A 26,061-nucleotide genomic window follows, 5' to 3' on the forward strand; every position below is an offset into this window, starting at 1 on the left:
CGCCGGCCCGCCGGCCCGCCGGTCCGCCGGCGGGGCGGGCAGGCGACGGGTATCGGGGCGGTCGGGCACGTGGAGGAGCCCGCGCGGCTCGGGAGGGTGGGCAGCATCGCGTCCGGGCGATGAGGGGCGGACCATGGGCGTGTCCTACCCTGGTACCCGAAGCGGCCTGCCTGGCGGGCAGGCCGACCCCCACGCGAAGTGATGCGGAGAGCAGTGGCTGAGTACATCTACTCGATGGTCCGGGCGCGCAAGGCCCACGGTGACAAGGTCATCCTCGATGACGTCACCATGGCGTTCCTGCCCGGCGCGAAGATCGGCATGGTCGGCCCCAACGGCGCCGGAAAGTCCACGATCCTGAAGATCATGGCCGGGCTGGACACCCCGTCCAACGGCGAGGCCCGGCTGACCCCCGGGTTCACGGTCGGCATCCTGCAGCAGGAGCCGCCGCTGAACGAGGAGAAGACGGTCCTCGGCAACGTCCAGGAGGGTGTCGCCGACATCCTCTCCAAGGTCGAGCGGTTCAACGAGATCGGCAACCTCATGGCCGAGCCCGACGCCGACTTCGACGCGCTCATGGACGAGATGGGCAAGCTCCAGACGGAGATCGACGCCCGCAACGCGTGGGACCTCGACGCCCAGCTGGCCCAGGCGATGGACGCGCTGCGCTGCCCGCCGCCGGACGCCGACGTCACCGTCCTGTCCGGCGGTGAGCGCCGCCGCGTGGCGCTGTGCAAGCTCCTCCTCGAGCAGCCCGACCTGCTGCTCCTCGACGAGCCCACGAACCACCTGGACGCCGAGTCCGTCCTGTGGCTCGAGCAGCACCTGACCAAGTACCCCGGCGCCGTCATCGCCGTCACCCACGACCGGTACTTCCTCGACCACGTCGCCGAGTGGATCGCCGAGGTCGACCGCGGCCGCCTGTACCCCTACGAGGGCAACTACTCCACGTACCTGGAGAAGAAGGCCGCCCGACTGGACGTCCAGGGCAAGAAGGACGCCAAGCTCCAGAAGCGCCTGAAGGACGAGCTCGAGTGGGTCCGGTCCAGCGCCAAGGGCCGCCAGACCAAGTCCAAGGCACGTCTGGCCCGCTACGAGGAGATGGCCGCCGAGGCGGACCGCACCCGCAAGCTTGACTTCGAGGAGATCCAGATCCCGCCGGGCCCGCGCCTGGGCTCCGTGGTCCTGGAGGCCGAGGGCGTCAAGAAGGGCTTCGGGGACCGGGTCCTCATCGAAGACCTGTCCTTCTCGTTGCCCCGCAACGGCATCGTCGGCGTCATCGGTCCCAACGGCGTCGGCAAGACCACGCTGTTCAAGACCATCGTGGGCCTCGAGCCGCTCGACGGCGGCGACCTCAAGATCGGCGAGACCGTCAAGCTCTCCTACGTCGACCAGAGCCGTGGGGGCATCGACCCCACCAAGACGCTGTGGGAGGTCGTCTCCGACGGGCTGGACTTCATCCAGGTCGGCAACGTCGAGATGCCCTCGCGCGCCTACGTCTCCGCGTTCGGCTTCAAGGGGCCGGACCAGCAGAAGCCGGCGGGCGTGCTCTCCGGCGGTGAGCGCAACCGGCTGAACCTGGCCCTGACCCTCAAGCAGGGCGGGAACCTCCTGCTCCTCGACGAGCCCACGAACGACCTGGACGTCGAGACCCTCGGGTCGCTGGAGAACGCCCTGCTGGAGTTCCCGGGCTGCGCCGTCGTCGTCACGCACGACCGGTGGTTCCTCGACCGGGTGGCCACGCACATCCTGGCCTACGAGGGCACCGAGGAGGACCCCGCGAACTGGTACTGGTTCGAGGGGAACTTCGACTCCTACGAGGCCAACAAGATCGAGCGGCTCGGCGCGGACGCGGCGCGCCCGCACTCCGTCACCTACCGCAAGCTCACGCGCGACTGATCGTCGGCCGGCCGGGCGGGGCCCACAGGGTGCCGTCCGGCCGTCGTCGCTCAGACAGCGGCGGCCGCCGTGCGGCCGGCAGAACCGCCCGCACGGGCCGAGACGGCCGGGGGACCGGCGGGAGGGACCGGCATGGCACGGCTGACGATCCCGGTGAGGCTCCGATGGAGCGACATCGACGGCTACCAACACGTCAACAACGCGAAGATGTTCACCATCCTCGAGGAGGTGCGCATCGCCGCCTTCTGGGCGAGCACGCCCGGCGACGCGGAGTTCGACGGCGGTGCCGTGGCCGGCGGCGGACCGGTGGCCGGCGGCGGACCGGCCGGTTCGGAAGCGACCGCTCCCGAGGGCGCCGCGACGGACGACGGCGCGCGGCCGGGCACGAAGGTCCTCGCCACCGGTCCGGGCTCGGGCACGAACACCTACATCGCCCGGCAGGAGATCGAGTACCTCGCGCCGGTGCCGTACACGCTGCGGCCGCTGCCGGTGGAGCTGTGGATCTCGCGCCTCGGCGGCGCGAGCCTGGACGTCTGCTACGAGATCCCCGGCCCGGACGGCGTGGCGGCCCGCGCCATGACCACGATCGTCCTCATCGACGAGAAGAGCGGCAGGCCGCGACGCATGACGGAGGCGGAGCGCGCGACGTGGGCGGCCTTCCTCGACGCCCCGGTACAGTTCCGCCGCCGCCCCGACGGCACCGACGCGTAGGCCCGCGCGCGGGGTGTTGGACCGTCAGCTGAGCAGGCCGCGGACGGCCTTCTCGACGGCGCCGTGGGTGTCCGGCGGGGTCGCCTCCGACGGGGCGCCGACCTTCCTGGCCAGCGCCGGGTCGATCGTCTCGCCGCGCTCGGCCAGGTTGATGACTCGGGCGTCGACGTAGGAGGCGCGCGCCACCGCCGGGGTGTTGCCCAGGTAGGCGGCCACGGACTTCACCGCCGCCCGCTCGGCGCGCTTGCGGGCGGTGGCGGTGGCCGCCCCCGGGGTGCGCCTGGCCAGCTCCAGCGCGGCCAGCACCGTGCCGTGCCAGGTGCGGAAGTCCTTCGCGGAGGCGTCCGCGCCGAGGCGGAGCTTGATGTAGTCGTTGATGTCGCCGCTGGTGATGTCGTGCCAGCCGCGGTCGTCCTGGTAGGCGAGCAGCTCCTCGCCGCCGCCGCGCCGGCGGCGCATCGTCGTCAGGGGCGCGACGAGCTCGTCGTCGTGCAGCTCCAGCCGCCGGGCCTGCCCGGACTTGGCGCGGTACGCGAAGGTGAGCCGGCCGTCCTGGCCGATGCGCACGTGCCGCTTGCGCAGCGTGGCCAGCCCGTAGCTGCCGTTCTCGTCGGCGTAGGTCTCCCCGCCCACCCGGAAGAACCCCAGGTCGAGCAGCCGGAAGGCCACCGCCAGGGCGCGTTCCTTCGGCATGCCGGGCTTGCGGAGGTCCATCGTGACCCGCCGCCGCGCGGCCGGCAGGCGCTCGGCCAGCTCGAGGACGCGCTCGTGCTTGGCGGCGTCGCGCGTGGCGCGCCAGGCGGGGTGGTACAGGTACTGTCGGCGCCCGGCGTCGTCGGTGCCGACGGCCTGGATGTGGCCGTTGGGGTCCGGGCAGATCCACACGTCCCGCCAGGCCGGCGGGATCACGAGGGACCTGCAGCGGGCCACGACCTCGGGGTCCGTCACCCGCGTGCCGTCCGGGTTGAGGTAGGAGAACCCCTTGCCCGCGCGGCGGCGGCCGTACCCGGGCTTCTCCGGGTGCGACCGCCGCAGGCGCACGCCGACGACCGTCTTCATGAGGCCAGTCTGGGCAGCGGGTCGCCGCGCCGCCACGCGAAGGGGGCGGCGCGGGTGGCCGGCGGCGCGGCGCGGGTGGCCGGCGGCGCGGCGCCGGTGGCCGGCGGCGCGGCGCAGGCCGGACCGCCGGGGACCTACCGCGCGTCCGGCACGCGCACCATGCCCTCCTGCGCGACGGTGGCGACGTGGGTGCCGGAGCGGTCGAAGACCTTCGCGATCCCGAGGCCCCGACCGCCCTGCGCGCTGGGGGAGTGCTGGACGAAGAGCAGCCACTCGTTGACGGAGACGGGACGGTGCCACCACATGCTGTGGTCGAGGCTCGCGACGCTCAGGCCCGCCGTCTGCCAGCTGAGCCCGTGCTCGCGGAGCACCGGCTCGAGCATCACCTGGTCGCAGGCGTAGGCGAGCAGCGCGCGGTGCTGGAGCTGGGTGGTGCCCTCCGGCAGCGGGGAGCGCGCCCGCATCCACAGCATCTGCTCGTCCGTGCGCTCCTGGGTGGGGCGCAGGTAGACGTTCTCGCCGACGTGGCGGATGTCGAAGCCCGCGATGGAGGACATGAACCGCGCGGCGGGGTCGTCGATGGCGCTGAAGAGGGTGATGGCGCTGGTCAGCCCCTCGGGGTCGGGGGCGTCGGGGGCGCGCTCGCTGTGGTCCCGCCCGGGTTGGTCCTCCTGGTAGGAGCTGATCATCGACAGGATGGGCTTGTCGTGCTGGAGGGCGTGGGTGCGGCGGGTGCTGAAGGAGCGGCCGTCGTGGAGGCGCTCCACGGCGAACGTGATCGGGACGTCGAGGCGGCCCGGCCGGAGGAAGTACCCGTGCACGGAGTGGAGCTGGCGCACGCCGTCGCCGTCGTCGGGCAGGGTCTCCCCGGCCGCGATGATGGACTGGGCGAGCACCTGCCCGCCGTAGACGCGGGCGTTGAGCTGCGGCAGGGACGTGCCGGAGAACTGGTCGTCGCCCAGGCGCTCCAGCCGCAGCGTCCGCAGCACGGAGGCCAGGGGTTCGCCGGCGGTCGGGGGGACGGTCAGGGGACGCTCGGGCATCCGCGCTCCTTACAGGTGGTTCGGGACAGACGGTTCGGGGAGGCGCGGCTCAGATGAGCGGCGCCCGGCTCGCGTCCGGGGTGTTGACCATCGCGTGCGCGGCGCGCACGAGGTAGTCCCAGAGCTGCCGCTCGAGCTCGGGCGCCAGGTCGAGCTCGTCGACGGCGTCGCGCATGTGGCTCAGCCACCGTTCCCGCGCGTCGGGGGTGACGGCGAAGGGCATGTGGCGGCGGCGCAGCATGGGGTGGCCGCGGCGCTCGGAGTACGTGGTGGGCCCGCCCCAGTACTGCTCCAGGAACATCCGCAGGCGCTCCTCGGCGCCTTCCCAGTCGTCCTGGGGGTACAGCGGCGCGAGCCCCGCGTCGGCGCGGACGCCCTGGTAGAAGCGGTGGACGAGGCGCGTGAAGGTGTCGTGCCCGCCCATGCTCTCGTAGAGCGAGGCCATCTCGAGGGGGTTGGTGCTCACCCGGCCATCATCCCAGGCTCACAGGCCCAGCTCCGTCAGCACCGGCAGACCCGCGCGCACCGCGGCGCGGGCGGCCTCCGCGGACTCCGCGTCGACGGCGGCGCGGGCCAGCTCGCGGCAGCGCTGGAGGTCCGTGGCCCCCAGCACCGCGGCGACGTCCGCCAGGGCCCGCGGGGTCATGGACAGGCTGGAGACGCCTAGGCCGACGAGCACGACGGCGAGCGCCGGGTCGGAGGCCGCCTCCCCGCACACGCCCACCGGGCGGGACTGCTGGGCGCCGCCGCGGCAGGTCTCCTCCACCAGGCGCAGCACCGCCGGCTGCCAGGAGGTGGACAGCTCGGCGAGCGAGCCGAGCATCCGGTCGGCGGCCATCGCGTACTGCGTGAGGTCGTTCGTGCCGATGGAGGCGAAGGCGGCCCGCGCGAGGATCGGCCCGGCCAGCAGGGCGGCGCTGGGGACCTCGACCATCACTCCCGCCGTGGTGAGCCCGTGCCTGGCGCACGACGCGACGAACTCCTCGGTCTCGGGCACGGTCGCGATCATCGGGGCCATCACCCAGACGTCGGCGGACTCCGCCGCGGCCGCCTGCGCGATGGCCTCGAGCTGGTGCTCGAGCACCTCCGGGGCGCGGCGCGCCGTCCGCAGGCCCCGCACGCCGAGCGCGGGGTTCGCCTCCTGGGTGTCGGTGACGAACGGCATGGGCTTGTCGGCGCCGGCGTCGAGGGTGCGGATGACGACCTTCCGGCCGGGGAACGCGGCCAGGACGGTGCGGTAGGCGGTCACCTGTTCCTCGACGCTGGGCTCCTGGCCGCGGTCCAGGAAGCAGAACTCCGTGCGGAACAGGCCCACCCCCTCCGCGCCGGCGTCGGCCGCCGCGCGGGCGCCGGCCGGGTCGCCGACGTTGGCCAGCAGGGCCACGGGGTGGCCGTCGGCGGTCTGCCCGGAGCCGGCGAAGGTGCGCACCTGTGCGGCGCGCTCGGCCGCGCGCCGCACCGCGGCCTCGTCGGGCGCCAGGTCGATGGTGCCCGCGGCGCCGTCGACGAGCACGACGCGGCCCTCGGTCAGCGCCGCGGCGTCCGTGACGCCCACGACGGCGGGGATGCCCAGGGCGCGGGCGAGGATGGCGGTGTGCGACGTCGGGCCGCCCTCGACGGTGACGATGGCCCGGACCCGCGCCGGGTCGAGCAGCGCGGTGTCGGCGGGGGCGAGGTCGCGGGCGACGAGGACGAACGGCTCGTCCCGCTGCGGGACGCCGGGCACGGGGGCGCCGGTGAGGACGGCGATCAGGCGGTCCCGCACGTCGGCGACGTCCCGGGCCCGCTCGGCCATGTAGCCGCCCAGCGCCCGGAACTTGTCGGCCACCTCGCCCGCCGCCTCCCACGTCGCGCGGGCGGCGGGGAGCCGGTCGGTGGTCACCTTCTTCGCGGCGGAGCGCAGGAGGCTGCGGTCGCTGGCCATCTGCGCGGTGGTCTCGAGCAGCTCGCGCCGCTCGCCCTCCACGGTGGCGGCCGACGCCTTGAGTGCGGCGGAGACCTCAGCGGCCGCCTCGGCGATGCGGGCGGCCTCGGCCTCGACGTCGACGTCGTCGCCCAGCCGGGCGCTGGCCGGTTCCCCTGCCGGTTCGCTCAGTCGCGCCACGGGGCCCGCGGCCTGGCCGGCGCTGACGCCCACGCCCCTCAGGACCGTGGCGCCCGCCGGCGGCGCGGCGGGCGCGCCCAGGGGGGCGGACGGCGGGTTGAGGGGCTCGGGCGGACCCCCGGCGGGGGCTGCGGCGGTGGGGGCTGTGGCGGCTCGCGGGGCGCCGGTGCCCTGCTGCTCGGTGCTCATCTGCGTTCCCGTCGACGGCGGATGCTTTGGGGTCATCATGCCGCTGACCGGCTGCGCTGTCCCTCCCGGCGTTCCCTGTGAGCGACGTCGCAGTTCTGGCGGGCGGCCCTTCGGCGCGCAGGTAGGCTTGGCGGATGAGACGGCGGGCACTCGTGCCCGCGTGAGAAGCGTGAGTGTGGAGGTAGCAGATGAGCAAGGCCGAAGACATCCTGGCCGCCCTGGGAGGTGCCCCCAACGTCGTCGAGGTGGAGCCGTGCATCACCCGGCTGCGCGTGGAGGTCCGCGACCCCGCCGCGGTGGGGGAGGGGGACCTGAAGTCGACGGGTGCCTTCGGGGTCGTCCGCTCGGGGCGCGTGGTCCAGATTGTCGTGGGCCCCGAGGCCGACGGCCTGGCCGAGGAGATCGCCGCCCTGCTCTGACCCGGCGGCTCGGACCCGGTGCCCGGTGCGGGCGCGCCCAGCGCGCCCGCACCGGGCACGACCATGTCCGGGCCCGGGCGCCCGCACGTCCCGGGACCGGACGAGAAGCACGCCGACGGCCGGCCGGCGTGGTCCGCGAAGGCCGTGACGCCGTCGTTCTGGCAGGATCGAGGACTCACGCCGCCGACCGTGGCCGTGCCGGACGAGTAGGAGCGAGATGACGTCAACGCCAGCCCCGGTCACCGAGGTTCCCAGCGAGGCCCTGCGGCGGCTCGCCGACGCGTGCGAGGTGGCCACGGAGTTCTGGGACTTCACCGGTCACCACCGGGTGGTCTCGGCCGCGACGATCCGCGCGGTCCTCACCGCGCTCGGGGTGCCGTGCCGCACCGACGCCGACGTGCCGGCGGCCCTCGCCGAGGTCGAGGCGGCGCCGTGGCGCTCGCCCCTGCCGCCGTCGGTGGTGGTGCGCGGCGGCCGCGAGCACGACCTGGCCGTCCACGTCCCCGACGGCGAGTCCGTCACCGTGCACGTCGAGCTCGAGGGCGGCGCCCGTCGCGTCCTGGCCCAGCGCGACGCGCAGGTCGAGCCCCGCGACGTCGACGGCGTCCTGACCGCGCGGACGACCGTCGTGCTGCCCGCCGACCTGCCCGAGGGCTGGCACGAGATCGTCGCCGAGATCTCGGGGGCGGGCACCTTCACGACGGCGCTCGCCGTCACCCCCGACCGGCTGCCGGAGCCGTCCGGCGCGACCTCCCGCGGCTGGGGCTTCATGGCCCAGCTGTACTCGGTGCGCTCCGCGCGCTCCTGGGGCGTCGGGGACCTGGCCGACCTGGCCGAGCTGACGAGCTTCTTCGGTGAGCTGGGCGCGGACTTCCTCCTGATCAACCCCCTGCACGCGGCCGAGCCGACGGGGCACATGACGCCGTCGCCCTACCTGCCCGTGACCCGGCGCTTCGTCAACCCGCTGTACATCCGGCCCGAGCAGATCCCCGAGACCGCCTACCTGCCCGGCCCGCAGCGGGCCCTCGTGGAATGGGCGGCCGAGGAGGTCCGGCCCGTCAACGCCACCACCGACCCCATCGACCGGGACGCCTCCTGGACGGCGAAGCGGCAGGCGCTGGAGGTCATCCACGCGGTGGGGCGCAGCAGGTCCCGGCAGCGCTCGCTCGCGCGTTTCCGCGCCGCGGAGGGCAAGGGGCTCGAGGACTTCGCCCTGTGGTGCGCGCTGACGGAGAAGTACGCCGGCCGCCGGTGGCCCGACGAGCTGACGGACGTGCACTCCCCGTTCGTGGCGCGGGCGCGCCGCGACCTCGCCGACCGCGTGGACTTCTACGCCTGGCTGCAGTGGGTGGCCGACGAGCAGCTCGCCCACGCCCAGCGGGTGGCCAAGGAGTCCGGCATGGGCATGGGCGTCATGCACGACCTGGCCGTGGGCGTGCACCCCGACAGCGCCGACGCCTGGGCGCAGCGCGAGGTCTTCGCCCAGGGCATCGGCGTGGGCGCACCGCCGGACATGTACAACCAGCAGGGCCAGAACTGGCACCAGCCGCCGTGGCGGCCCGACGCGCTGGCGCGGACCGCCTACGCCCCCCTGCGTGACATGGCCCGCACGGTGCTGCGCCACGCCGGGGCGGTGCGCGTGGACCACATCATGGGCCTGTTCCGCCTGTGGTGGATCCCGGCCGGCATGGGCGCCGGCGACGGCACGTACGTGCGCTACGACCACGAGGCGATGGTGGGGGTGCTCATGCTCGAGGCCGCCCGCGCCGGCGCCGTGGTCATCGGCGAGGACCTCGGCACGGTCGAGCCGTGGGTGCGGGACTACCTCACCGAGCGGGGCGTGCTGGGCACGTCCGTGCTGTGGTTCGAGAAGGACGAGCACAACCAGCCGCGCGAGCCCGAGGAGTACCGCCACCTGGTGCTGGCCACCGTGGACACCCACGACCTGCCGCCCGCCGCGGGCTACCTCGCCGAGGAGCACGTGGACCTGCGCGAGCGCCTCGGCCTGCTCATGGACCCGGTGGCGAAGGTACGCCTGGAGGCGCGCATGGAGCGCGAGCGGATGATCGCCCGGCTGCGCGAGCACGGGCTCGTGGGCGCCGCCCCGACGGAGCGGGAGATCATCGAGGCGCTGCACGCCTACATCGTCCGCACGCCCGCCGTCCTCGTCGGGGTCTCGCTGACCGATGCCGTGGGGGAGCGGCGCACCCAGAACCAGCCGGGCACGGACACCGAGTACCCCAACTGGAAGGTGCCCCTGGCGGACGGCGCCGAGCGGGTGGTCATGGTCGAGGACCTGCCCGGCTCCGCGCGCCTCCTCTCCCTGGTCGCCGCGGTGCGGGCGGCCCTCGGCGAGGACGACCGCCTGGCGTAGCGGGACGGCGACGGAACCGTAGCAGCAAGCGCTATCCGCGCTCCGTGCCCGGGATGCCCCGGCAGTGGTCGGTCCGCCGCCCCCGGGCGCCGGCGGCCTCGCTGCTCCTCGACGTGGGTCGCTACCGGACGGGCCTCCCACGGCCGTCGTCGCCCTGGGCCCGGCCGGGCGCGGCCGTCCCCTCCTGGGCGGCGACGGCGCCCGCGTCGCCGGCCGGCACGGGCTGCGACTCCTCCTCGGCGGCGCGCCGGCCGGTCGTGACGGCGGCGGCCTGCTGGGCCTCGTCGAAGACCGAGGGGGCGCCGCCACCGGCGACGTCGCCCTCCTGCTCCCGGCCGGGCGTGCGCAGGTTCCATCTCTTGATCGCGAAGCTGAAGATGAGGTAGTAGACCACCGCGTACCCGAGCCCGATGACGATCAGCCACAGCGGCCGGGTGGCGATCCCGAAGTTCAGCACGTAGTCGATCGCGCCCGCGGAGAAGGTGAACCCGTGGTGGATGTCCAGGGCGTTGACGAGCGCCAGCGAGGTACCGGTGAGCACGGCGTGCACCGCGTACAGCGGGAACGCCACGTACGCGAAGGCGTACTCGAGCGGCTCGGTGATGCCCGTGAGGAACGCGGTGAGGGCGACGGAGACCATGATCCCGCCGGTGACCTTGCGCCGCTCCGGCCGGGCGTTGCGCCAGATGGCCAGGGCCGCGGCGGGCAGCGCGAACATCATGATGGGGAAGAACCCGGTCATGAAGGTGCCGGCGGCCGGGTCGCCCGCCAGGAAGCGGGCGATGTCGCCCTGGACCACCGCGCCGGTGTCGGGGTTGGTGAACTGGCCGAACTGGAACCACGGCAGGCTGTTGAGGAGGTGGTGAAGCCCGAAGGGGATGAGCAGCCGGTTGACCGTGCCGAAGACGAAGCCGCCGATCACGGAGTTGCCCGGGTGGGTCACCCACTCACCGAACCCGCCGATGACGAAGTTGAAGGCCGGGTAGACGAGCGCGAACAGCACGGCGACGACGACCGAGACCAGCGCCGTGATGATCGGGACCAGCCGGCGCCCGCCGAAGAACGCCAGGTAGGGCGGCAGCTTCGTGCGGTAGAACCGCTGCCACAGGAGCGCGGCGATGATGCCGATCGTGATGCCGCCAAGCACGCCGTAGTTGATGGTGGGCGTGCCGTCGGGGCCGGGCGCGCCGAACGTCGGGGCGAGCGCGTCCAGGACCGCCTTGAAGGTGAGGTAGCCGATGAGCGCGGCGAGGGCCGTGGAGCCGTCCGACTTGCGGGCGAAGCCGATCGCGACACCGATGGCGAAGATGATCGGCAGGTTCCCGATGATGGCGGTGCCGGCGGCCGCGAGGACGTCCGCGACGGGCTGCATCCAGCCCATGCCGGCCCAGCTCGACACCCCCTTCGCCCCCAGCATGTCGGGCTGCCCGAACCGGAGCATGAGCCCCGCGGCGGGCAGGGTGGCGATCGGCAGCATGAGCGAGCGACCTACCCGCTGGGCCTGCGCGAAGCCGGGGATGTGCCGCTTCTGTCTGGCGGCCGTGACACCTGCGGCGGTGGCGGTCATCCGTGCTCCAAGAGTGGTCGAGGAACGCCCGGCCACCGGCGAGGCACGCCGGTGCGACGCTCCGTGGTCCCGGGCCGGGAACGGGCAGGCTCCCGCACGGTCTGGCTCACTACAGCGGTCCGCCGACGCGCTGTCAAGAGATGCCGCCGCCGCCCCCGGCCGGTGGCCGCGCCGGGCGGCCGACACCCGGGCCCGCGGGCCGGCCGGGAGCGCGCCGCCTTGACAGGCCCCGGTGCTGGGGGTCTGATCAGCATGACCGGGCCAGCGGGGTCCGGTGCGGGCGCCCGACGGCGCGCGGCGGGGGCTGCCCCCGCCGTAGGAGCACGGCGTGATGCCGTGACGGAGGAGCACAACATGAGCCAGGCGGAGCAGATCCTCGCGGCCCTCGGCGGGGACGCGAACGTCCTCGACCTCGAGGCGTGCATCACCCGGCTGCGCGTCGAGGTGGAGGACCCCGCCAAGGTGGACGAGGCGGCCCTCAAGGCCGCCGGCGCGTTCGGCGTCGTCCAGCAGGGCTCGGCCGTCCAGGTGGTCGTGGGACCGCAGGCGGACACCATCGCCGAGGACATCGAGGACCTGCGGTGACGCTGAGCATCACCGCGCCCGTCGCCGGCACCGTCCTCGCGCTCGCGGACGTGCCGGACCCCGTCTTCTCCGCGGCCCTCGTCGGCCCCGGCATCGCCGTCGACCCCGGCGACGTCCCGACGGCGGAGGTGGTCGCGCCCGTGGCGGGGACGATCATGAAGTTCCACCCGCACGCCTTCGTCATCATCGCCGAGGACGGCACGGGCGTGCTCGTGCACCTCGGCCTGGACACCGTCCAGCTCGGCGGCAAGGGCTTCACCCTGCACGCCGCCGAGAAGGACGTGGCCGCCAAGGGGCAGCGCCTCGTGACCTGGTCACCGCAGGAGGTCCACGCCGGCGGCCGCTCACCGGTCACCCCCGTCATCGTGATGGAGCGCAAGGCGGACCAGCTGAGCCTCAGCGTCGCCCCGGGGGACGTCGTCGCAGCGGGCGACGAGCTCTTCACGTGCGGGTGAGCGGCTGAGTGGCCGGCGACCCGCTGGCCGCCCGGGTCGGCGCCGTGCTGCGCGCGCCCGGGGCGGGGCTGCTGCTCGACCTGGACGGGACCCTGGTGGACTCGGAGCCGACGCACCGGGCCGCGTTCCGCCGCTACTTCGGACGCCGCGGGTGGCAGGTGCCGGACGAGACGATCCGCCTCTTCGCCGGGCGCCGCGGCACGGAGGTCTTCGCCGAGCTCGACGGACCGTGGGCCGGCGAGGACCCGGCCGCGCTCACCGACGCCGTGCTGGCCAGCCTGGACGTCGCCGCCCATCCGCCGACCCCCGTCCCCGGCGCCGCCGCGGCGGTGGCCGGGTGGCGCGCCGCGGGCGTGCCGGTCGCGGTGGTCACCTCGGCGACGCGGGCCTGGGCCGGCGCCGCGCTCGCGCTGCTCGGGGTCGCCGACCTCGGCGTCGCGCTCGTGACGGCCGAGCTGACACCGGTGGGCAAGCCCGATCCCGGGCCGTACCGCCGCGGCGCGGAGGTGCTGGGGGTGGCCGCGGATCGCTGCGTGGCCGCGGAGGACACCCCCGCCGGGATCGCCTCGGCCGTGGGCGCCGGCGTGGGACTCGTCCTGGGCGTGACCACCAGCCACGGCGCCGACGCGCTCCGCGCCGCCGGCGCCCACGAGGCCGTCGGCGACCTGACGGCGCTCGTGCCGCCGGTCGCGCGGGCGGACGGGGCCTGAGAGCACAGACGGAGCCCCGCCCCTCGTCCGGGGCGGGACTCCGTCTTCGGCTCCGTGGCCCAGGCTCAGGCCTGGCGCGCGCGCCGGTCGGCCTCCTGGGCCCGCACGGCGCGGCGGGCAGCGTCGAGGTTCTCGGTCACGAGCCGGCGCAGCGCGGGCGCCGCGTCCTCGTGCTCGGCGAGCCACGCCTCCGTCAGCGCGACGACGTCGACGCCCAGGGGCTGGGCCAGCCCCGCGAGCTTGCCGGGGTAGAGCCCGATGACGATGTTCTGCGCCATCTCGCTCGTCTTCTTCTCCCACACGTCCACCAGGACGTCGAAGTACGCACCCGCGGAGGGCGCGAGCAGGGCACGGTCGTGGACCTGGGTGAAGCCCGCGATGACGTTGGACTGGACGGCGTTGGGCAGGGCGTCGGACTCGACGACGTCCGCCCACGCCCGCGCCTTGTTCGCCGCGGTGGGAACGGCCGCGCGGGCCCGCGCCGCCTGCTGGTGGCCGCTCGCCGTGGCGTCGCGCCCCAGCTCGGCGTCGATGTCCGCCTCGCCCGCGCGCCCGCCGGCGACCAGGCCGAGGAGGAGCGCCCAGCGCAGGTCCGTGTCCACGGCCAGGCCCGGCAGGGCGGACGAGCCGTCGAGCAGGGCGGCGAGGGTGTCGAGCTGCTCGCCGGTGACGGCGTGCGCGGCCACCGCGCGGACCAGCTGGAGCTGGGTGTCCGAGCCGCCCGTCGCCGCGCGGGCCAGGTCGAGGAGGCGGTCCGCCACGGTCGCCGAGAGCTCGTCCCGGGCCTCGGGCGCCGTGTAGGAGCCGAGCGCGGCGGCGAGCTGGCGCAGCAGCACCTGGACCACCGAGGAGTCCGTCTCGGCGGCGATGGAGGCCAGCACGAGGTCGATGAACTTCCGCGCCGCCCACTCGCCGTCGCGGGTCATGTCCCACGCGGACCCGAGCACGAGCGCCCGGGGCAGCGACTCGGCGAAGCCGCCCAGGTGCGCCACGGCCGTGGCGAGCGAGCGCTCGTCCAGCCGGACCTTGGCGTAGGCGAGGTCCTCGTCGTTGACGAGCACGAGGTCCGGGCGCCGGGTCCCGACCAGCTCGGGCACCTCGGTGCGTGGGCCGTCGACGTCGAGCTCGACGCGGACGGTGCGCTCCAGGCGCGCCTGCGGGCCCTCGCCGATGACGTCGTACCCGCCGATCACGAGGCGGTGCGGGCGCAGCGTGGGGTGCTCCGCGGGGGCCTCCTGGACCACCGTGAACGAGGTGATCGTCTCGCCGTCGCCCGCGGGCTCGGTGGCGATCTCCGGGCGCAGCAGCGTCACGCCCGCCTGCTCGAGCCAGACCTTCGACCACGAGGCGAGCTCGCGACCGGACGTGGCCTCCAGCTCGACCAGGAGGTCCTTCAGCTCGGTGTTGGAGAAGGCGTGCTTGGCGAAGTAGCGGCGCACGCCCTCCAGGAAGGCGTCACGGCCCACCCACGCGACGAGCTGCTTCAGGACGGACGCGCCCTTGGCGTACGTGATCCCGTCGAAGTTGACCTCGACGTCCTCAAGGTCGTTGATCGTCGCGACGATCGGGTGCGTAGACGGCAGCTGGTCCTGGTTGTAGGCCCACGACTTCTCCAGCGAGGAGAACGTGGTCCAGGCGCTGGTCCAGCGCGTGGCCTCGGCGGCGGCCAGGTGAGAGGCGTACTCGGCGAAGGACTCGTTCAGCCACAGGTCGTTCCACCACCGCATGGTGACGAGGTCACCGAACCACATGTGCGCGAGCTCGTGCAGGATCGTCACGGCCCGGCGCTCGACCGTGGCCTCGGGCACCTTGGACCGGAAGACGTACGTCTCGACGAACGTCACGGCGCCGGCGTTCTCCATGGCCCCGGCGTTGAACTCGGGCACGAAGAGCTGGTCGTACTTCTCGAAGGGGTACGGGCGGCCGAACGCCTCCTCGTAGAACGCGAAGCCCGCGCGGGTGATGTCCATGATCTCCTCGGCGTCGAGGTGCTCGGCCAGGGAGGCGCGGCAGTACACCCCCAGCGGGATGGTGCGCCCGTCCGCGGACGTCAGCTCCCCGGTCACCCGGTGGTACGGCCCGGCGACGATCGCCGTGAGGTAGGAGGAGATGACCTGGGTGGGGGCGAAGCGCCACGTGGTGGAGGACGACCCGGCCGGCTCCGGCGCGGCGCTCGCCGTGCCCGAGACGACCGTCCAGCGCTCCGGCGCCGTGACGGTGAAGGCGAAGGTCGCCTTGAGGTCCGGCTGCTCGAAGACGGCGAACATGCGCCGGGAGTCGGCCACCTCGAACTGGGAGTAGAGGTACGCCTCGCCGTCGACCGGGTCGACGAAGCGGTGGAGGCCCTCACCGGTGTTCATGTACCGGCACGTGGCGACCACCCGCAGCTCGTTGGCCGCGGCGAGGCCGTCCAGGGCGATCCGGGAGTCGGCGAACGCGGCGATCTCCACCGGGCGGCCGTTGAGGGTGATCTCCTCGACCGACTCGGCGATGAGGTCGATGAAGGTGGTGGCGCCCGGCGTCGCGGTGAAGCGCACCGTGGTGGTGGAACCGAAGACCCGGTCCCCGCGGGTGAGGTCGAGCTCGACGTCGTAGCTCTCGGTGGCCAGGGTGGCGGCCCGTTCCTGGGCCTCGGCGCGGGTGAGGTTCTCTCCGGGCATGGATCTCCTTCGGTGAGCGACGACGGCTTCGGGGCCGCGTCGTGGCTGCGGGTGCGTCCTGGCGTCCGTCTGCTCCGGCGGGCGAGGGCGCAGGGACCTCGATCCTCCCACGCGCGACGGTCCGGGCCGGCCTGGCACCTGCGCCGATGCACGCGCCGCGTCGGGAGTCCATAGCCGCGACGCACGGTTCGCCCGCGTCCGACCTGTCCGGTCCGCCCATTGACGCCCGCCGTGACCACACCGACGCTGACTGGCGTCGGTGACCGTCGGCGACCCGCTGAGGCACTTGCGCGTCCACGGCTCGTCCGGGTCCATCCGGGGAGCCGTGAGGCCGACCACCGACGTCCCACGGCCATCGGAGGCAAACATGCTGTCACACCGGAGGGCCGGCCGCCCCAGGTCGGTCCTCGCCGTCATGACCTCGTTCCTGCTCGTGCTCCTCGTCGCGTCGCCGTCCCGGGCGGACGCCGACGACCGGGTCGCCGGTCACGCGCGGACCTGGTCCGTCGCCGTCGGGCAGGAGTCGGAGCACATGGCCATCGAGGGGATGGCCTTCCTCCCCGACGAGATCTGGATCAACGTCGGCGACACCATCAGGTGGCGGGCCAACTCGGCAGAGATCCACACGGTCACCTTCCTGGCGCCGGGCGAGGCGCTGCCGGAGTTCAACCCCATGGACCCGCGGCACCTCAACCGGCAGGGCGGAGACAACCACGACGGCACGACCTACCTGAACTCCGGGATCATGTCGACGATGGAGGACACCGGGCTGGACGCCACGTCGGTGCACACGTACAAGCTCACGTTCACCACCACGGGCGACTTCACCTACTACTGCGTCGTCCACGGGCGGACGATGCGCGGGACGGTCCACGTGCGGCCGGCGGGCACGGCGTACCCGCACACCCAGAAGGCCTACGACTCCCAGGCGCGCAAGGCCACCGCGAAGATCCTCGCCGACGGCCGCGCCTTGCGCAGCCGTGCCGCGGAGCAGGCGACGAGCCACCGGGTGTTCATCGGCGCCGCCGACGAGACGGCCATGGTCATGCGGTTCGTCCGGCAGGACGTGACCGTCCACGTCGGGGAGTCCGTGACCTTCGACAGCAGCCTCAACAGCTACTTCGTCCCGCACACCGTGACCTTCGGGCCTGAGCCGGACTCGATCTTCGCGCCGCCGGTGGGCGACCCGACGAACTTCACCGGTGGCGAGCTCAACTCCGCCATCCTGCCCCCGGGCCAGAACTTCACGGTCACCTTCAACAAGGCCGGCACGTTCACCTACATCTGCACCCTCCACGACGACATGGGCATGGTCGGCACCGTCGTCGTCAACCGCTGACGCGCCGCGCACGCACCGGTGTCGCCCCGCGGCCCTGCCCGCTGGGCGACACCGATGAGCGACGGCCCCGTCCGGTGGCGCAAGATGGGGGGCATGAGCGAGACCACCGGAACCACGACCGCCCACACCGCAGACTTCTGGTTCGACCCCATGTGCCCCTGGGCCTGGATGACCTCCCGCTGGATCGGCGAGGCGCAGCAGGTGCGCGACCTCACCGTCCGCTGGCACGTGATGAGCCTGTCGGTGCTCAACGAGGGTCGGGACCTGCCCGAGGAGTACGCCCGCCTCATGGAGCGCGCCTGGGGACCGGTCCGCGTGGTCAACGCCGCCCGCCAGTTCCACGGCGAGGACGTCGTCAAGCCGCTCTACGACGCCCTCGGCACCCGCATCCACCCCGGCGGCCGCGGTGACGACCTCGCGGCCGTGATCGACGAGGCGCTCGAGGAGGTGGGCCTGCCCCGTGACCTGGCGCGATACGCCACCACCGACGAGCTCGACGAGTCCCTGCGCGCCTCCCACCAGGAGGCCATCGACCTCGTCGGCGAGGACGTCGGCACGCCGGTCGTCGCCGTCGACGGCGTGGGCTTCTTCGGTCCCGTCGTCACGCCCGCCCCGAAGGGGGAGGCCGCCGGCCGGCTGTGGGACGGCGCCGTCCTCGTGGCCACCACCCCCGGCTTCTACGAGATTAAGCGCACACGGACCTCGGGCCCGGTCTTCGACTGACATGGCGTAGCGTGACGTGGCCCGATCCCGGGGACGAGCAAGGAGAGTTGATGGCACAGGCAGGGACCGGCAGGCTTCGGACGGGTGAGACGGCCGTGGTTGCGGTTTCCGCCGTGCTGGTACTCGTCTTCGTGGTGCTCCTCCTCATGCGGATGGCGGGCCCGGGCGAGGCGGCCGCGTCGGCGAGCACCGCTCCCGAGGAGCCCGCCCCCGCGACACCCAGCCCGACGGCTGCGCCGGTCGGTGAGGACCTCTCCGGCGTGGACTTCGACTTCGCCGCCCCGAGCGGGAACATCGCGTGCGCGATCGGCGCCGAGCGGGCGCTGTGCGGGATCGCCAGCTTCGACTTCGCCGAGCGGATCCCCGCCGCGGAGGTCGCGGCGTGCCCGGGCACCGTCGGGCACTTCGTCGAGGTCACCGCCGAGGGCGCCTCCCTCGTGTGCGACACCTCCGGCCAGGACCTCACGATCGATGCCACGGGCATCGCGACCCTCGACTACGGCCGGCAGCAGAGCAAGAACGGCTTCACCTGCGACTCGACCAGGGACGGCATGTCCTGCGTGCACGACGAGACCGGCTACTCCTTCTCGGTGCGCCGCGCCGGCTACACCCTCTCGTAGCCGCAGATGACCCTCACCCGTAGCGCCTCGCTCGAGGGCGCCCTCGGCCCCCGCGCGCTCGCGGCCGCCATCTTCGCGATGGCCGTCGGCGGGTTCGCCATCGGCACCACCGAGTTCGCGACGATGGGGCTCCTGCCCCGGATCGCCGAGTCGTTCGACGCGACCATCCCGCAGGCCGGCTACCTCGTCTCGGCGTACGCGCTCGGCGTCGTCGTGGGCGCGCCGGCGATCGTCCTCGCGCTGCCCCGCGCCCCGCGCACCGGCCTGCTCGCCGGGCTCGCGCTGGCCCTCGCGCTCGGCAACGGCCTGTCCGCCCTCGCGCCGACGCTGCCCACGGAGCTCGCCGCGCGCTTCCTCGCCGGCCTGCCGCACGGGGCGTACTTCGGCATCGCCGCGCTCGTCGCCTCGGCGATCTCCCCGCCGCAGCGCCGGGCCCGGTCCGTCTCCCTGGTCATGGTCGGGCTGACCGTCGCGACCATGCTGGGCGTGCCCATCTCGACGGCGCTGGGCCAGGGCCTCGGCTGGCGCTCGGCGTACTGGCTCGTCACCGCCGTCGCCGTCCTCGCCTTCCTGGCCATCTGGCGCTGGGTCCCGCCGGTGGCGGTGCGCCCGGGGGCCTCGGCGCGCCGGGAGCTCAGCGCGCTGCGCTCGAGCCAGCTGTGGCTCGCGGTGGCCACGGGTGCCGTCGGCTTCGGGGGCATGTTCGCCGTCTACAGCTACATCACGCCGTCGATGACGCAGGTCGCCGGGATCAGCGAGACCGACGTGCCCTGGGTGCTCGCCGTGTTCGGCGTCGGGATGACGCTGGGCACGCTGCTGGGCGGGCGGGTCGCGGACCGGTCCCTGTTCGGGGCGATCTTCGGCGGCCTCGCCGCCATGGCGGTCACGCTGGCCGCCTTCGCCCTCTGGGCGACCGGCCCGGTGCCGGCCATCCTCCTCGTGCTGCTCGTGGCCGTGGCCAGCCAGCTGATCGGGCCCGCGCTGCAGACCCGCCTGCTGGACGTCTCCCGGCAGGGACCCTCGCTCGGCGCGGCGCTGCACCACAGTGCCCTCAACATCGGCAACGCCCTGGGCGCGTGGGTCGGCGGCGTCGTCATCGCCGCCGGGTACAGCTACCTCGCCCCGGCGTGGGCCGGGGTCGCCCTCGCGCTGGCGGGCCTGGCGGTGGCGGGCTTCGCGCGACTGCTGGAGCGGCGCGCCGGCCCGCCCGGCCCCTCGGACATGATCGGCTGACCCGGCACCGGGGCCGGCATCCCGCACGGGGGAGCCGGCCCGGGCCGCTGCGCGGCGGCTACCAGATGCGCACGCGCTCCTCCGGCGGGAGGAACAGGGCGTCGCCGTCCTGCACGCCGAACGCCTCGACGAAGGCGTCCATGTTGCGCACCACGCCGTTGCAGCGGAACTCGTCGGGGGAGTGCGGGTCGATCGTCAGGAGCCGGATGACCTCGGCGTCGCGGGCCTTCTCGCGCCAGATCCGGCCCCAGGAGACGAACACCCGCTGCAGCCCGGTGAGGCCGTCGATGACCGGCGCGTCGGCGAGCCCGGCGAGGCCGCCGGCCCGCAACGCGATGTCGTAGGCCTTGATGGCGATGGACAGCCCGCCGAGGTCGCCGATGTTCTCCCCGATCGTCAGGGCGCCGTTGACGTGGTGCGAGCCGTCCAGCTGGGCGGGTGAGAACGCGTCGTACTGGCTGATGAGCGCCTTGGTGCGCTTCTCGAACTCCGCGCGGTCCGCGTCCGTCCACCAGTCGGTGAGCCGGCCGGTGCCGTCGTACTTGGAGCCCTGGTCGTCGAAGCCGTGGCCGATCTCGTGCCCGATGACGGCGCCGATCCCGCCGTAGTTCCACGCGTCGTCGGCCGCCGGGTCGAAGAACGGCGGCTGGAGGATCGCGGCGGGGAAGACGATCTCGTTCATCGTCGGGTTGTAGTAGGCGTTGACCATCTGCGGCGGCATGAACCACTCGTCACGGTCCATGGGCCTGCCGAGCTTGGCGAGGTCGCGGCGTTCCTCGAAGAGGTTCGCGGCCCGCACGTTGCCCAGCACGTCGTCCGCGTGGACCTCGAGGGTGGAGTAGTCGCGCCACTTGTCCGGGTAGCCGATCTTGGGCGTGAAGGCGTCGAGCTTGCCCAGCGCCCGCGCCTTCGTCTCCTCGCTCATCCAGTCGAGGGAGGAGATCGACTCGCGGTAGGCGGCGATGAGGTTGTCGACCAGGCGCTGCATCGCGGCCTTGTGGTCCGGCGGGAAGTGCCGGGCCACGTACAGCTCGCCGACCGCCTCGCCGAGGGCCCCCTCCACGAGGGCGACGCCGCGCTTCCAGCGCTCCCGGAGCTCCTCCGCGCCGGTGAGGGTGCGGCCGTAGAAGTCGAAGTTCTCCTCCACGAAGGCCTGCGGCAGGTACGGCGCGCGCGCGTGGACCACGTGCCACGTGAGCCACATCCGCAGCGAGTCGACGTCGAGCGACTCCCAGGCCGCGGCGAACGCGACGAGGTACGAGGGCATCGCGACGATGAGGTGGTCGAAGGCGCCGTCGGGCACCCCCAGCGCGGCGCGCCACAGCTCCCAGTCGAAGCCGGGCGCGGTGGCGACCATCTCGTCCCACGTCATGGGGTTGTTGATGAGGTCCGCCTCGCGCGACCGGACCTTGTCCCAGTGCCCGGCCGCGAGCGCCGTCTCGACGCCCATGACCCGTTCGGCCGCGCCCATCGCCTCGCCCTCGGTCACCAGGCCGCTCAGCGCCAGCATCGAGGCCACGTGCGCGACGTAGGCCGTGCGGGTGGCCGCGTGGGCCTCCTCGCGGTAGTAGGACTCGTCCGGCAGCCCAAGGCCGGACTGCCAGAAGAACACGATGTAGCTCTCCGGGTCGTTGAGGTCGGTGTCGACCCCGTACCCGACGCCGCCGGTCACGCCCGTCGGCTGCAGGGCCCCCATGGCCCGGGTGAGCGCCTCCCGGTCGAGGGCAGCGGTGAGCAGCTCGAGGTCCGTGCGCAGCGGGGCCGTGCCGAGCGCCTCGATGCGCTCGGTCGCCATGAAGGAGGCGTAGACGTCCCCGATCTTCCTGGCGTTCTCGGGGCTGCCCTCGGCGGGCCCCTCACCGCCGGCCGCGGCGTCGATGATCGCCCGCACCCGCTCCTCGGAGAGGTCGCGCAGGGCGTGGAACGAGCCGTCACGGGCCCGGTCTGCCGGGATGACGTGCTCGCGCAGCCACGTGCCGTTGACGTGACGGTAGAGGTCGTCCTGCGGGCGCACCGCGCGGTCCATGGCCTCGAGGTCGCTCATGGGGACGGGAGAGCTCACGTTCGTCGTGGTCATCCTCCGACCCTACGGCAGCGGGCCCGGGCGGGTCTCGCGGGCCGGCGGCACCCTGGCGCCCCGGCCACGGGGCCCGACGGTGGTCGCTGGCGTGAAGTGCCCGTGAACATTGGCACAATGACCCCTATGCGTATCCATATTGCCGGCGACCACGCCGGGTTCGAGCTCAAGGCCGCGCTCGTCGGGCACCTCCAGGCGGCCGGTCACGACGTCGTCGACCACGGCGCCCTGACGTACGACGCCGAGGACGACTACCCCAGCATGTGCATCGCCGCCGGCGAGGCCACCGTCGCGGACCCGGGCTCGCTCGGCATCGTCCTCGGCGGCTCCGGCAACGGCGAGCAGATCGCGGCCAACAAGGTGGTCGGCGTGCGTGCGGCGCTGGCATGGAACGTCGAGACGGCGAAGCTGGGGCGCGCTCACAACAACGCCAACGTCGTCGCCCTCGGCGGCCGCATGCACAGCCTCGAGGAGGCCACCACGATCGTCGACGCCTTCCTCGCCGAGCCCTTCTCGGGCGAGGCCCGCCACCAGCGCCGCATCGACCAGCTCCTCGAGTACGAGGCCACCCGTACCCGCTGAGCCCGCTCGTTGTAGGCGCGCCCGCCGGGCCGGCCGTCCGGGCGCCGGCTCGACGGGCGGTCGTGCGTCAGAAGCCCCAGCTGGTGGCCGGCGCGACGGGCCACGCGAAGGCCGCCGACGCCGGCGCCAGCGTGCCGGGCACGAGCTCGGTGACGCGGGCGGCCAGCGCCAGCGCGCCGAGCGTCGTCCCGCCGAGGTACGCCGAGGCGAGGTCGGCGACGTCGAGCGCGAGGCCCGCCGGCTCGTCGGTGCGCTCCGCCGTCGCGCCGTCCGGTCCGCCGCGCAGCCGCCAGCGGCCGTCGTTGCTCGCCAGCACGGCGTCACGGACCTCGAGCACGACGTCGACGCCGGCCTGGTAGCGGCGCGCGGCGAGTGCCGCGGGCACGTCCAGCAGACGCAGCCAGACGTCGTCGTGCGTGATCGCCTGTGCCGCGCGGTGGTCCAGGAGGAGGCCGTGGAGCGCGTCGTCGGGCGCGAGGTGCCCGGTCTCGACGGTGCCCATGAGGTCCAGGTCCACCAGCGCGGCCCACAGGGCGCGGGCGGCGGCCGCGTCCAGCGCGACGGCCTCACGCACCTGCACCACGCCCTGGGGCAGGTGGGAGCCCGACCAGACGGAACGACGGCGGAACAGCGCGTAGCCGCGCGGCTCGCCGGCGGGGGCGCGGACGACGGCGATGCGCAGCGCCTCCGCCCCCCGCCGGTCCGAGGGGCGGTCCCGCAGCGGGCGGCCGCGCAGCGCCGGGCTGTCCCGGGTGATCCAGCCGGGGCGGTCCACGGCGCGGTGCACGCCGTCCACGAGCGGCCCGTGCCGCGCCGCGTCGGCGCGGTCGAGGTCGACCACGAGCTCGTCGGCGCCGGCCACCTCGCGCATGGCCGCGCCGCGCGGCAGGGTCATGTGCAGGTGCTGGGTGGCGACGCCGTAGCCGTAGCGGCCGTAGATGCCGACTTCGGCCGCGTTCAGCGTCGAGAGGACCTCGCCGCGGGCCAGGGAACCGCGCAGGTGCGCGGTGAGCATCCCCCGCGCCAGCCCGCGGCGACGGTGGCCCGGGTGCACGCTGACCCACGTCAGCCCCGCGGTGGGGACACGCGCGCCGCCCGGCACGGGCAGCGCGAAGGCGTAGGACGAGTGAGTGGCGACGAGGCGCGGCGAGGCGCCGTCGCGCTCGTCCCACACGCCGACGGAGCGACCCGGCTCCAGCGGCCAGACCATGACCGCGGCGTCGTCAGGCTCCGGCTCCTCCGCGAACGCCCACTCGTCGACGTCGAGCATGGCGCTGCGGTCCGCCTCGTCGTCGAGGACGGCCAGGCGGTACCCGGCGGGCAGGGAGACGTGGGGGGCGATGGCCTCGGTCGCGCCGGCGTGGGTGTTCACGCGAGGAATCATGACATTCCGTCGCGGCCGGCCGGTGGGGCCCGCTCCTCGGGTTGGTCGCGGTCAGGCGCCGGCCGGGCGCACCGTCTGCCGCCGGACCGCCTGCTGGGCGGCTCCCACGGCGAGGACCATGCTCAGCGGGACGAGCACCACGACCACGACGGGCAGCAGCGCCGTCAGCCCCGCGCACACCGCCACCAGCGCGCCCTGGACGAGCCAGCGCGCGAGCTCGGGGACCCCCGCCGGCCGGCGCTGGGCGACGGCGGCGCCGCGCGCGTGCTCCCCGGCGTCACCCGGCGCCAGGAGCAGCGCCCGCCACGAGCGCGCCCGCACCCCCTCGGCCACCGCGCCGCACAGCAGCCACGCGGCCCCGGCGACGACCGCGCCCACCCATCCGCCGACCACCAGCGCCACGGCGAGGGCCACGAGCGGCAGGAGCGCGGCCGAGGCCAGCGACCCGAGCACCAGCGCGCGGGTGTCCGACGTCCGGGCACGGGCGAGCCCGACCACCATCACCGCGACCGCGGTGGCCACGAGCCAGCCGCCGACTGTCGTCGCCAGCGCGCCGATCGCCGCCGGCGCGCCGGCGGCCGCCACCCCGGCCGTGAGGGCGGCGGCGGCGAGGACCCCGGCGACGACGAGCATCCACAGCGCGTGCCGGCGGGCGCCCTCGCGGGCGGCGTCGACCACAGCCCGGACGTCCAGGTGCTTGTGGGGGACGGAGTCGTCGCAGTGCTCGCAGCGGTAGGGGTCGTCGGCGGGGGCGGGTGCGGCGGCGTTGGTGGTGTGCTGGCTCATCGTGCTTGCGATCATAAGCGGGTGCACCCAGAACGGACGGACCTGACCGAGCTCGTGCTCGACGTCGTCGAGCAGATCCCCCCGGGGCGGGTGACCACGTACGGGCTCGTCGCCGAGGCCGTCCACGCCCGCACGGGCCGCAGCCACGCGCGGCATGTGGGAACCATCATGTCGACCTACGGGGCCGAGGTGCCGTGGTGGCGGGTGGTGCGCGCCGACGGCACCCTTCCGCGGGCGCTGCGCGCCAGCGCCCTGGCGCACTACCGGGAGGAGGGCACACCCATGAGCCCGCTCGTCGGCGGAAAGGTGGAGCTGCGCCGCGCCCTGTGGGACGCGCCGGAGTGCTGGCAGGCCCCACCCGGGTTGCCCGCCCACGACGACCCGAGGGGCGGGGCCAGTGCCTGAGGGACACACGGTCCACCGGCTCGCGCACGCGTTCGGCGAGCTCTTCGGCGGGCAGAGCCTCGCCGTCAGCTCGCCGCAGGGGCGGTTCGCCGACGGCGCCGCCCTGCTCGACGGCACGGTCCTGCGGGGCACCGAGGCGCACGGCAAGCAGCTGTTCCTCGCCTTCGCGCCGGACGGCGCGCCGCGTTCGGCCGACCACCCCGACGGGCCCGGCGGCCACGACGTGCGGTGGTTGCGCGTCCACCTGGGGCTGTATGGGTCGTGGACGTTCGCGGGCGACGAGACGTTCCACGCGCCGCACGCCATCGGCGCCCCGCGGCGACGGGTGGGGGAGGAGGAGACGCCGCTCGCCGCCTCACCCGACGAGGACGAGGGCATGGACCTCGCCGACGGGGGCGTGGACCTCGCCGACGCGGACGCTCCCGGCCCGTCGACGCCCGGAGTGCCTGACGGCGGGTGGCCCGGGACGGCGGCACCCTGGCACGCGCCCGACCCGCGGGGCGCGGTGCGGGTGCGCCTGCTCGGCGAGCACGGGGTCGCCGACCTCACCGGCCCGACGGCCTGCGAGGTGATCACGGACGTGGAGAAGTCCGCGGTCCACGCGCGCCTCGGCCCCGACCCGCTGCGCGCCGACGGCGACCGCGAGGCGTTCGTCCGCGCGGTGCGTGCGCGGCGTCGCGCGATCGGCGAGCTGCTCATGGACCAGTCGGTGATCGCCGGGGTCGGCAACATCTACCGTGCCGAGGCGCTCTACCGCGCGCGGGTGCACCCCTTGCGCCTGGGGCGGGACGTCCCCGCCGCGCGACTGCGCGCCATCTGGGACGACCTCGCGGTCCTCATGGCCGACGGCGTGGCCACGGGCCGGATCGTCACGACCCGGCCGGAGGACCGCCGCGACCCCGAGGACCGGTGGTACGTCTACCACCGCTCCGGGCGGCCGTGCCTCGTGTGTGGGAGCAAGGTGTCCGAGGCGCCCATGGCCGGGCGCCGGCTGTTCTGGTGCCCGCGCTGCCAGCGCGCACCGCGCCGGTCGTAGGGCGGCCAGGCGCGCGCCGAGTGGGCGGGGTGCGGGCCGGGACGGGCCGCGCTCCGGCGTCGGACCCCGGGCGGGTGCGGCGCGGGGACGGGCCGCGCGCCGGC

Annotated in this window: 23 protein-coding genes; 14 read left to right on the top strand and 9 right to left on the bottom strand. The window is 74.4% G+C overall.

Going from position 1 to position 26,061, the window contains the following annotated elements; all coding sequences use genetic code 11:
- Positions 1-213: 213 nt before the first annotated feature.
- Positions 214-1,896 carry an energy-dependent translational throttle protein EttA gene (gene ettA / locus EJK16_RS14660; protein ID WP_127130590.1) on the top strand — a complete coding sequence of 561 codons (1,683 nt, stop codon included), beginning with the start codon at positions 214-216 and terminating at the stop codon, positions 1,894-1,896.
- Between the two features lie 132 nt (positions 1,897-2,028).
- Complete coding sequence (locus EJK16_RS14665; protein ID WP_127130592.1) at positions 2,029-2,607, top strand: thioesterase family protein; 579 nt, start codon at positions 2,029-2,031, stop codon at positions 2,605-2,607.
- Positions 2,608-2,631: 24 nt separating this feature from the next.
- Here EJK16_RS14665 and EJK16_RS14670 read toward each other — a convergent pair whose 3' ends face one another.
- The 4 genes from EJK16_RS14670 to ptsP all read right to left on the bottom strand — a co-directional run bounded on the left by EJK16_RS14670 (position 2,632) and on the right by ptsP (position 7,002).
- A complete protein-coding gene (locus EJK16_RS14670; protein ID WP_127130594.1) occupies positions 2,632-3,666 on the bottom strand; it encodes a DNA topoisomerase IB in 1,035 nt (344 codons plus the stop codon).
- Positions 3,667-3,800: 134 nt separating this feature from the next.
- Positions 3,801-4,709, bottom strand: a complete 909-nt coding sequence (locus EJK16_RS14675; protein ID WP_127130596.1) for an acyl-CoA thioesterase II — start codon at positions 4,707-4,709, stop codon at positions 3,801-3,803.
- Between the two features lie 49 nt (positions 4,710-4,758).
- Positions 4,759-5,154 (bottom strand): globin, encoded by a 396-nt coding sequence (locus tag EJK16_RS14680; RefSeq protein WP_127130900.1) that lies wholly within the window; start codon positions 5,152-5,154, stop codon positions 4,759-4,761.
- 39 nt (positions 5,155-5,193) lie between these two features.
- On the bottom strand, positions 5,194-7,002 hold the full coding sequence (gene ptsP / locus EJK16_RS14685) for a phosphoenolpyruvate--protein phosphotransferase (protein WP_127130598.1): 1,809 nt from the start codon (positions 7,000-7,002) through the stop codon (positions 5,194-5,196).
- Between the two features lie 188 nt (positions 7,003-7,190).
- On the opposite strand from ptsP, the gene EJK16_RS14690 reads away from it, so the two are divergent.
- Positions 7,191-7,421, top strand: a complete 231-nt coding sequence (locus tag EJK16_RS14690; RefSeq protein ID WP_127130599.1) for a PTS transporter subunit EIIB — start codon at positions 7,191-7,193, stop codon at positions 7,419-7,421.
- 217 nt (positions 7,422-7,638) lie between these two features.
- Positions 7,639-9,795 (top strand): 4-alpha-glucanotransferase, encoded by a 2,157-nt coding sequence (gene malQ / locus EJK16_RS14695; protein WP_127130601.1) that lies wholly within the window; start codon positions 7,639-7,641, stop codon positions 9,793-9,795.
- Positions 9,796-9,916: 121 nt separating this feature from the next.
- On the opposite strand, the gene EJK16_RS14700 is transcribed toward malQ, so the two are convergent.
- A complete protein-coding gene (locus EJK16_RS14700) occupies positions 9,917-11,362 on the bottom strand; it encodes a PTS transporter subunit EIIC (RefSeq protein WP_127130603.1) in 1,446 nt (481 codons plus the stop codon).
- A gap of 252 nt (positions 11,363-11,614) precedes the next feature.
- On the opposite strand from EJK16_RS14700, the gene EJK16_RS14705 reads away from it, so the two are divergent.
- From EJK16_RS14705 to EJK16_RS14715, 3 genes are read left to right on the top strand one after another with little or no spacing between them, the layout of a single operon-like run.
- Positions 11,615-11,947: a glucose PTS transporter subunit EIIB gene (locus EJK16_RS14705; RefSeq protein ID WP_127130605.1), complete on the top strand. Its 333-nt coding sequence runs from the start codon at positions 11,615-11,617 to the stop codon at positions 11,945-11,947.
- A complete protein-coding gene (locus EJK16_RS14710) occupies positions 11,944-12,402 on the top strand; it encodes a PTS glucose transporter subunit IIA (protein ID WP_127130607.1) in 459 nt (152 codons plus the stop codon). The genes EJK16_RS14705 and EJK16_RS14710 overlap by 4 nt, the downstream gene beginning before the upstream one ends.
- Before the next feature lie 8 nt (positions 12,403-12,410).
- Positions 12,411-13,112 (top strand): HAD family phosphatase, encoded by a 702-nt coding sequence (locus tag EJK16_RS14715; RefSeq protein ID WP_127130609.1) that lies wholly within the window; start codon positions 12,411-12,413, stop codon positions 13,110-13,112.
- 65 nt (positions 13,113-13,177) lie between these two features.
- Here the strand turns inward: EJK16_RS14715 and pepN are convergent, their stop codons facing one another.
- Complete coding sequence (pepN, locus tag EJK16_RS14720; RefSeq protein ID WP_127130611.1) at positions 13,178-15,772, bottom strand: aminopeptidase N; 2,595 nt, start codon at positions 15,770-15,772, stop codon at positions 13,178-13,180.
- 367 nt (positions 15,773-16,139) lie between these two features.
- On the opposite strand from pepN, the gene EJK16_RS14725 reads away from it, so the two are divergent.
- The 4 genes from EJK16_RS14725 to EJK16_RS14740 all read left to right on the top strand — a co-directional run bounded on the left by EJK16_RS14725 (position 16,140) and on the right by EJK16_RS14740 (position 19,687).
- On the top strand, positions 16,140-17,111 hold the full coding sequence (locus EJK16_RS14725; protein ID WP_127130613.1) for a plastocyanin/azurin family copper-binding protein: 972 nt from the start codon (positions 16,140-16,142) through the stop codon (positions 17,109-17,111).
- Positions 17,112-17,204: 93 nt separating this feature from the next.
- Entirely contained in the window at positions 17,205-17,834 is a 630-nt protein-coding gene (locus tag EJK16_RS14730) for a DsbA family protein (protein WP_127130615.1), read from the top strand.
- Between the two features lie 50 nt (positions 17,835-17,884).
- Positions 17,885-18,454, top strand: a complete 570-nt coding sequence (locus EJK16_RS14735; protein WP_127130617.1) for a hypothetical protein — start codon at positions 17,885-17,887, stop codon at positions 18,452-18,454.
- A 6-nt stretch (positions 18,455-18,460) separates the two neighbouring features.
- Positions 18,461-19,687, top strand: coding sequence for an MFS transporter (locus EJK16_RS14740; protein ID WP_127130619.1), 1,227 nt, complete (start codon positions 18,461-18,463; stop codon positions 19,685-19,687).
- Positions 19,688-19,745: 58 nt separating this feature from the next.
- Here EJK16_RS14740 and EJK16_RS14745 read toward each other — a convergent pair whose 3' ends face one another.
- The gene (locus tag EJK16_RS14745; protein ID WP_127130621.1) at positions 19,746-21,764 is read right to left on the bottom strand and encodes a M13 family metallopeptidase; all 2,019 of its coding nucleotides are present in this window, start codon (positions 21,762-21,764) and stop codon (positions 19,746-19,748) included.
- Positions 21,765-21,890: 126 nt separating this feature from the next.
- On the opposite strand from EJK16_RS14745, the gene EJK16_RS14750 reads away from it, so the two are divergent.
- Complete coding sequence (locus EJK16_RS14750) at positions 21,891-22,346, top strand: ribose-5-phosphate isomerase (protein ID WP_127130623.1); 456 nt, start codon at positions 21,891-21,893, stop codon at positions 22,344-22,346.
- Positions 22,347-22,413: 67 nt separating this feature from the next.
- Here the strand turns inward: EJK16_RS14750 and EJK16_RS14755 are convergent, their stop codons facing one another.
- A complete protein-coding gene (locus tag EJK16_RS14755; RefSeq protein ID WP_240646087.1) occupies positions 22,414-23,718 on the bottom strand; it encodes a GNAT family N-acetyltransferase in 1,305 nt (434 codons plus the stop codon).
- 63 nt (positions 23,719-23,781) lie between these two features.
- Positions 23,782-24,516 (bottom strand): hypothetical protein, encoded by a 735-nt coding sequence (locus EJK16_RS14760; RefSeq protein WP_127130627.1) that lies wholly within the window; start codon positions 24,514-24,516, stop codon positions 23,782-23,784.
- A 21-nt stretch (positions 24,517-24,537) separates the two neighbouring features.
- On the opposite strand from EJK16_RS14760, the gene EJK16_RS14765 reads away from it, so the two are divergent.
- Both EJK16_RS14765 and EJK16_RS14770 read left to right on the top strand, forming a co-directional pair.
- Positions 24,538-24,921, top strand: coding sequence for an MGMT family protein (locus EJK16_RS14765; RefSeq protein WP_127130629.1), 384 nt, complete (start codon positions 24,538-24,540; stop codon positions 24,919-24,921).
- Positions 24,914-25,957: an Fpg/Nei family DNA glycosylase gene (locus tag EJK16_RS14770; protein ID WP_127130631.1), complete on the top strand. Its 1,044-nt coding sequence runs from the start codon at positions 24,914-24,916 to the stop codon at positions 25,955-25,957. The genes EJK16_RS14765 and EJK16_RS14770 overlap by 8 nt, the downstream gene beginning before the upstream one ends.
- Positions 25,958-26,061 lie beyond the last annotated feature (104 nt).

Source organism: Georgenia sp. SYP-B2076 (assembly GCF_003991205.1).
Lineage (GTDB): Bacteria > Actinomycetota > Actinomycetes > Actinomycetales > Actinomycetaceae > Georgenia.

Bases quoted from the DNA above. Each gene is read 5' to 3' on its own strand.
- EJK16_RS14665 (WP_127130592.1), top strand. From the start codon at position 2,029: ATGGCACGGCTGACGATCCCGGTGAGGCTCCGATGGAGCGACATCGAC.
- EJK16_RS14670 (WP_127130594.1), bottom strand. From the start codon at position 3,666: ATGAAGACGGTCGTCGGCGTGCGCCTGCGGCGGTCGCACCCGGAGAAG.
- EJK16_RS14675 (WP_127130596.1), bottom strand. From the start codon at position 4,709: ATGCCCGAGCGTCCCCTGACCGTCCCCCCGACCGCCGGCGAACCCCTG.
- EJK16_RS14680 (WP_127130900.1), bottom strand. From the start codon at position 5,154: ATGGCCTCGCTCTACGAGAGCATGGGCGGGCACGACACCTTCACGCGC.
- ptsP (WP_127130598.1), bottom strand. From the start codon at position 7,002: ATGAGCACCGAGCAGCAGGGCACCGGCGCCCCGCGAGCCGCCACAGCC.
- EJK16_RS14690 (WP_127130599.1), top strand. From the start codon at position 7,191: ATGAGCAAGGCCGAAGACATCCTGGCCGCCCTGGGAGGTGCCCCCAAC.
- malQ (WP_127130601.1), top strand. From the start codon at position 7,639: ATGACGTCAACGCCAGCCCCGGTCACCGAGGTTCCCAGCGAGGCCCTG.
- EJK16_RS14700 (WP_127130603.1), bottom strand. From the start codon at position 11,362: ATGACCGCCACCGCCGCAGGTGTCACGGCCGCCAGACAGAAGCGGCAC.
- EJK16_RS14705 (WP_127130605.1), top strand. From the start codon at position 11,615: ATGACCGGGCCAGCGGGGTCCGGTGCGGGCGCCCGACGGCGCGCGGCG.
- pepN (WP_127130611.1), bottom strand. From the start codon at position 15,772: ATGCCCGGAGAGAACCTCACCCGCGCCGAGGCCCAGGAACGGGCCGCC.
- EJK16_RS14725 (WP_127130613.1), top strand. From the start codon at position 16,140: ATGCTGTCACACCGGAGGGCCGGCCGCCCCAGGTCGGTCCTCGCCGTC.
- EJK16_RS14730 (WP_127130615.1), top strand. From the start codon at position 17,205: ATGAGCGAGACCACCGGAACCACGACCGCCCACACCGCAGACTTCTGG.
- EJK16_RS14735 (WP_127130617.1), top strand. From the start codon at position 17,885: ATGGCACAGGCAGGGACCGGCAGGCTTCGGACGGGTGAGACGGCCGTG.
- EJK16_RS14740 (WP_127130619.1), top strand. From the start codon at position 18,461: ATGACCCTCACCCGTAGCGCCTCGCTCGAGGGCGCCCTCGGCCCCCGC.
- EJK16_RS14745 (WP_127130621.1), bottom strand. From the start codon at position 21,764: ATGACCACGACGAACGTGAGCTCTCCCGTCCCCATGAGCGACCTCGAG.
- EJK16_RS14750 (WP_127130623.1), top strand. From the start codon at position 21,891: ATGCGTATCCATATTGCCGGCGACCACGCCGGGTTCGAGCTCAAGGCC.
- EJK16_RS14760 (WP_127130627.1), bottom strand. From the start codon at position 24,516: ATGAGCCAGCACACCACCAACGCCGCCGCACCCGCCCCCGCCGACGAC.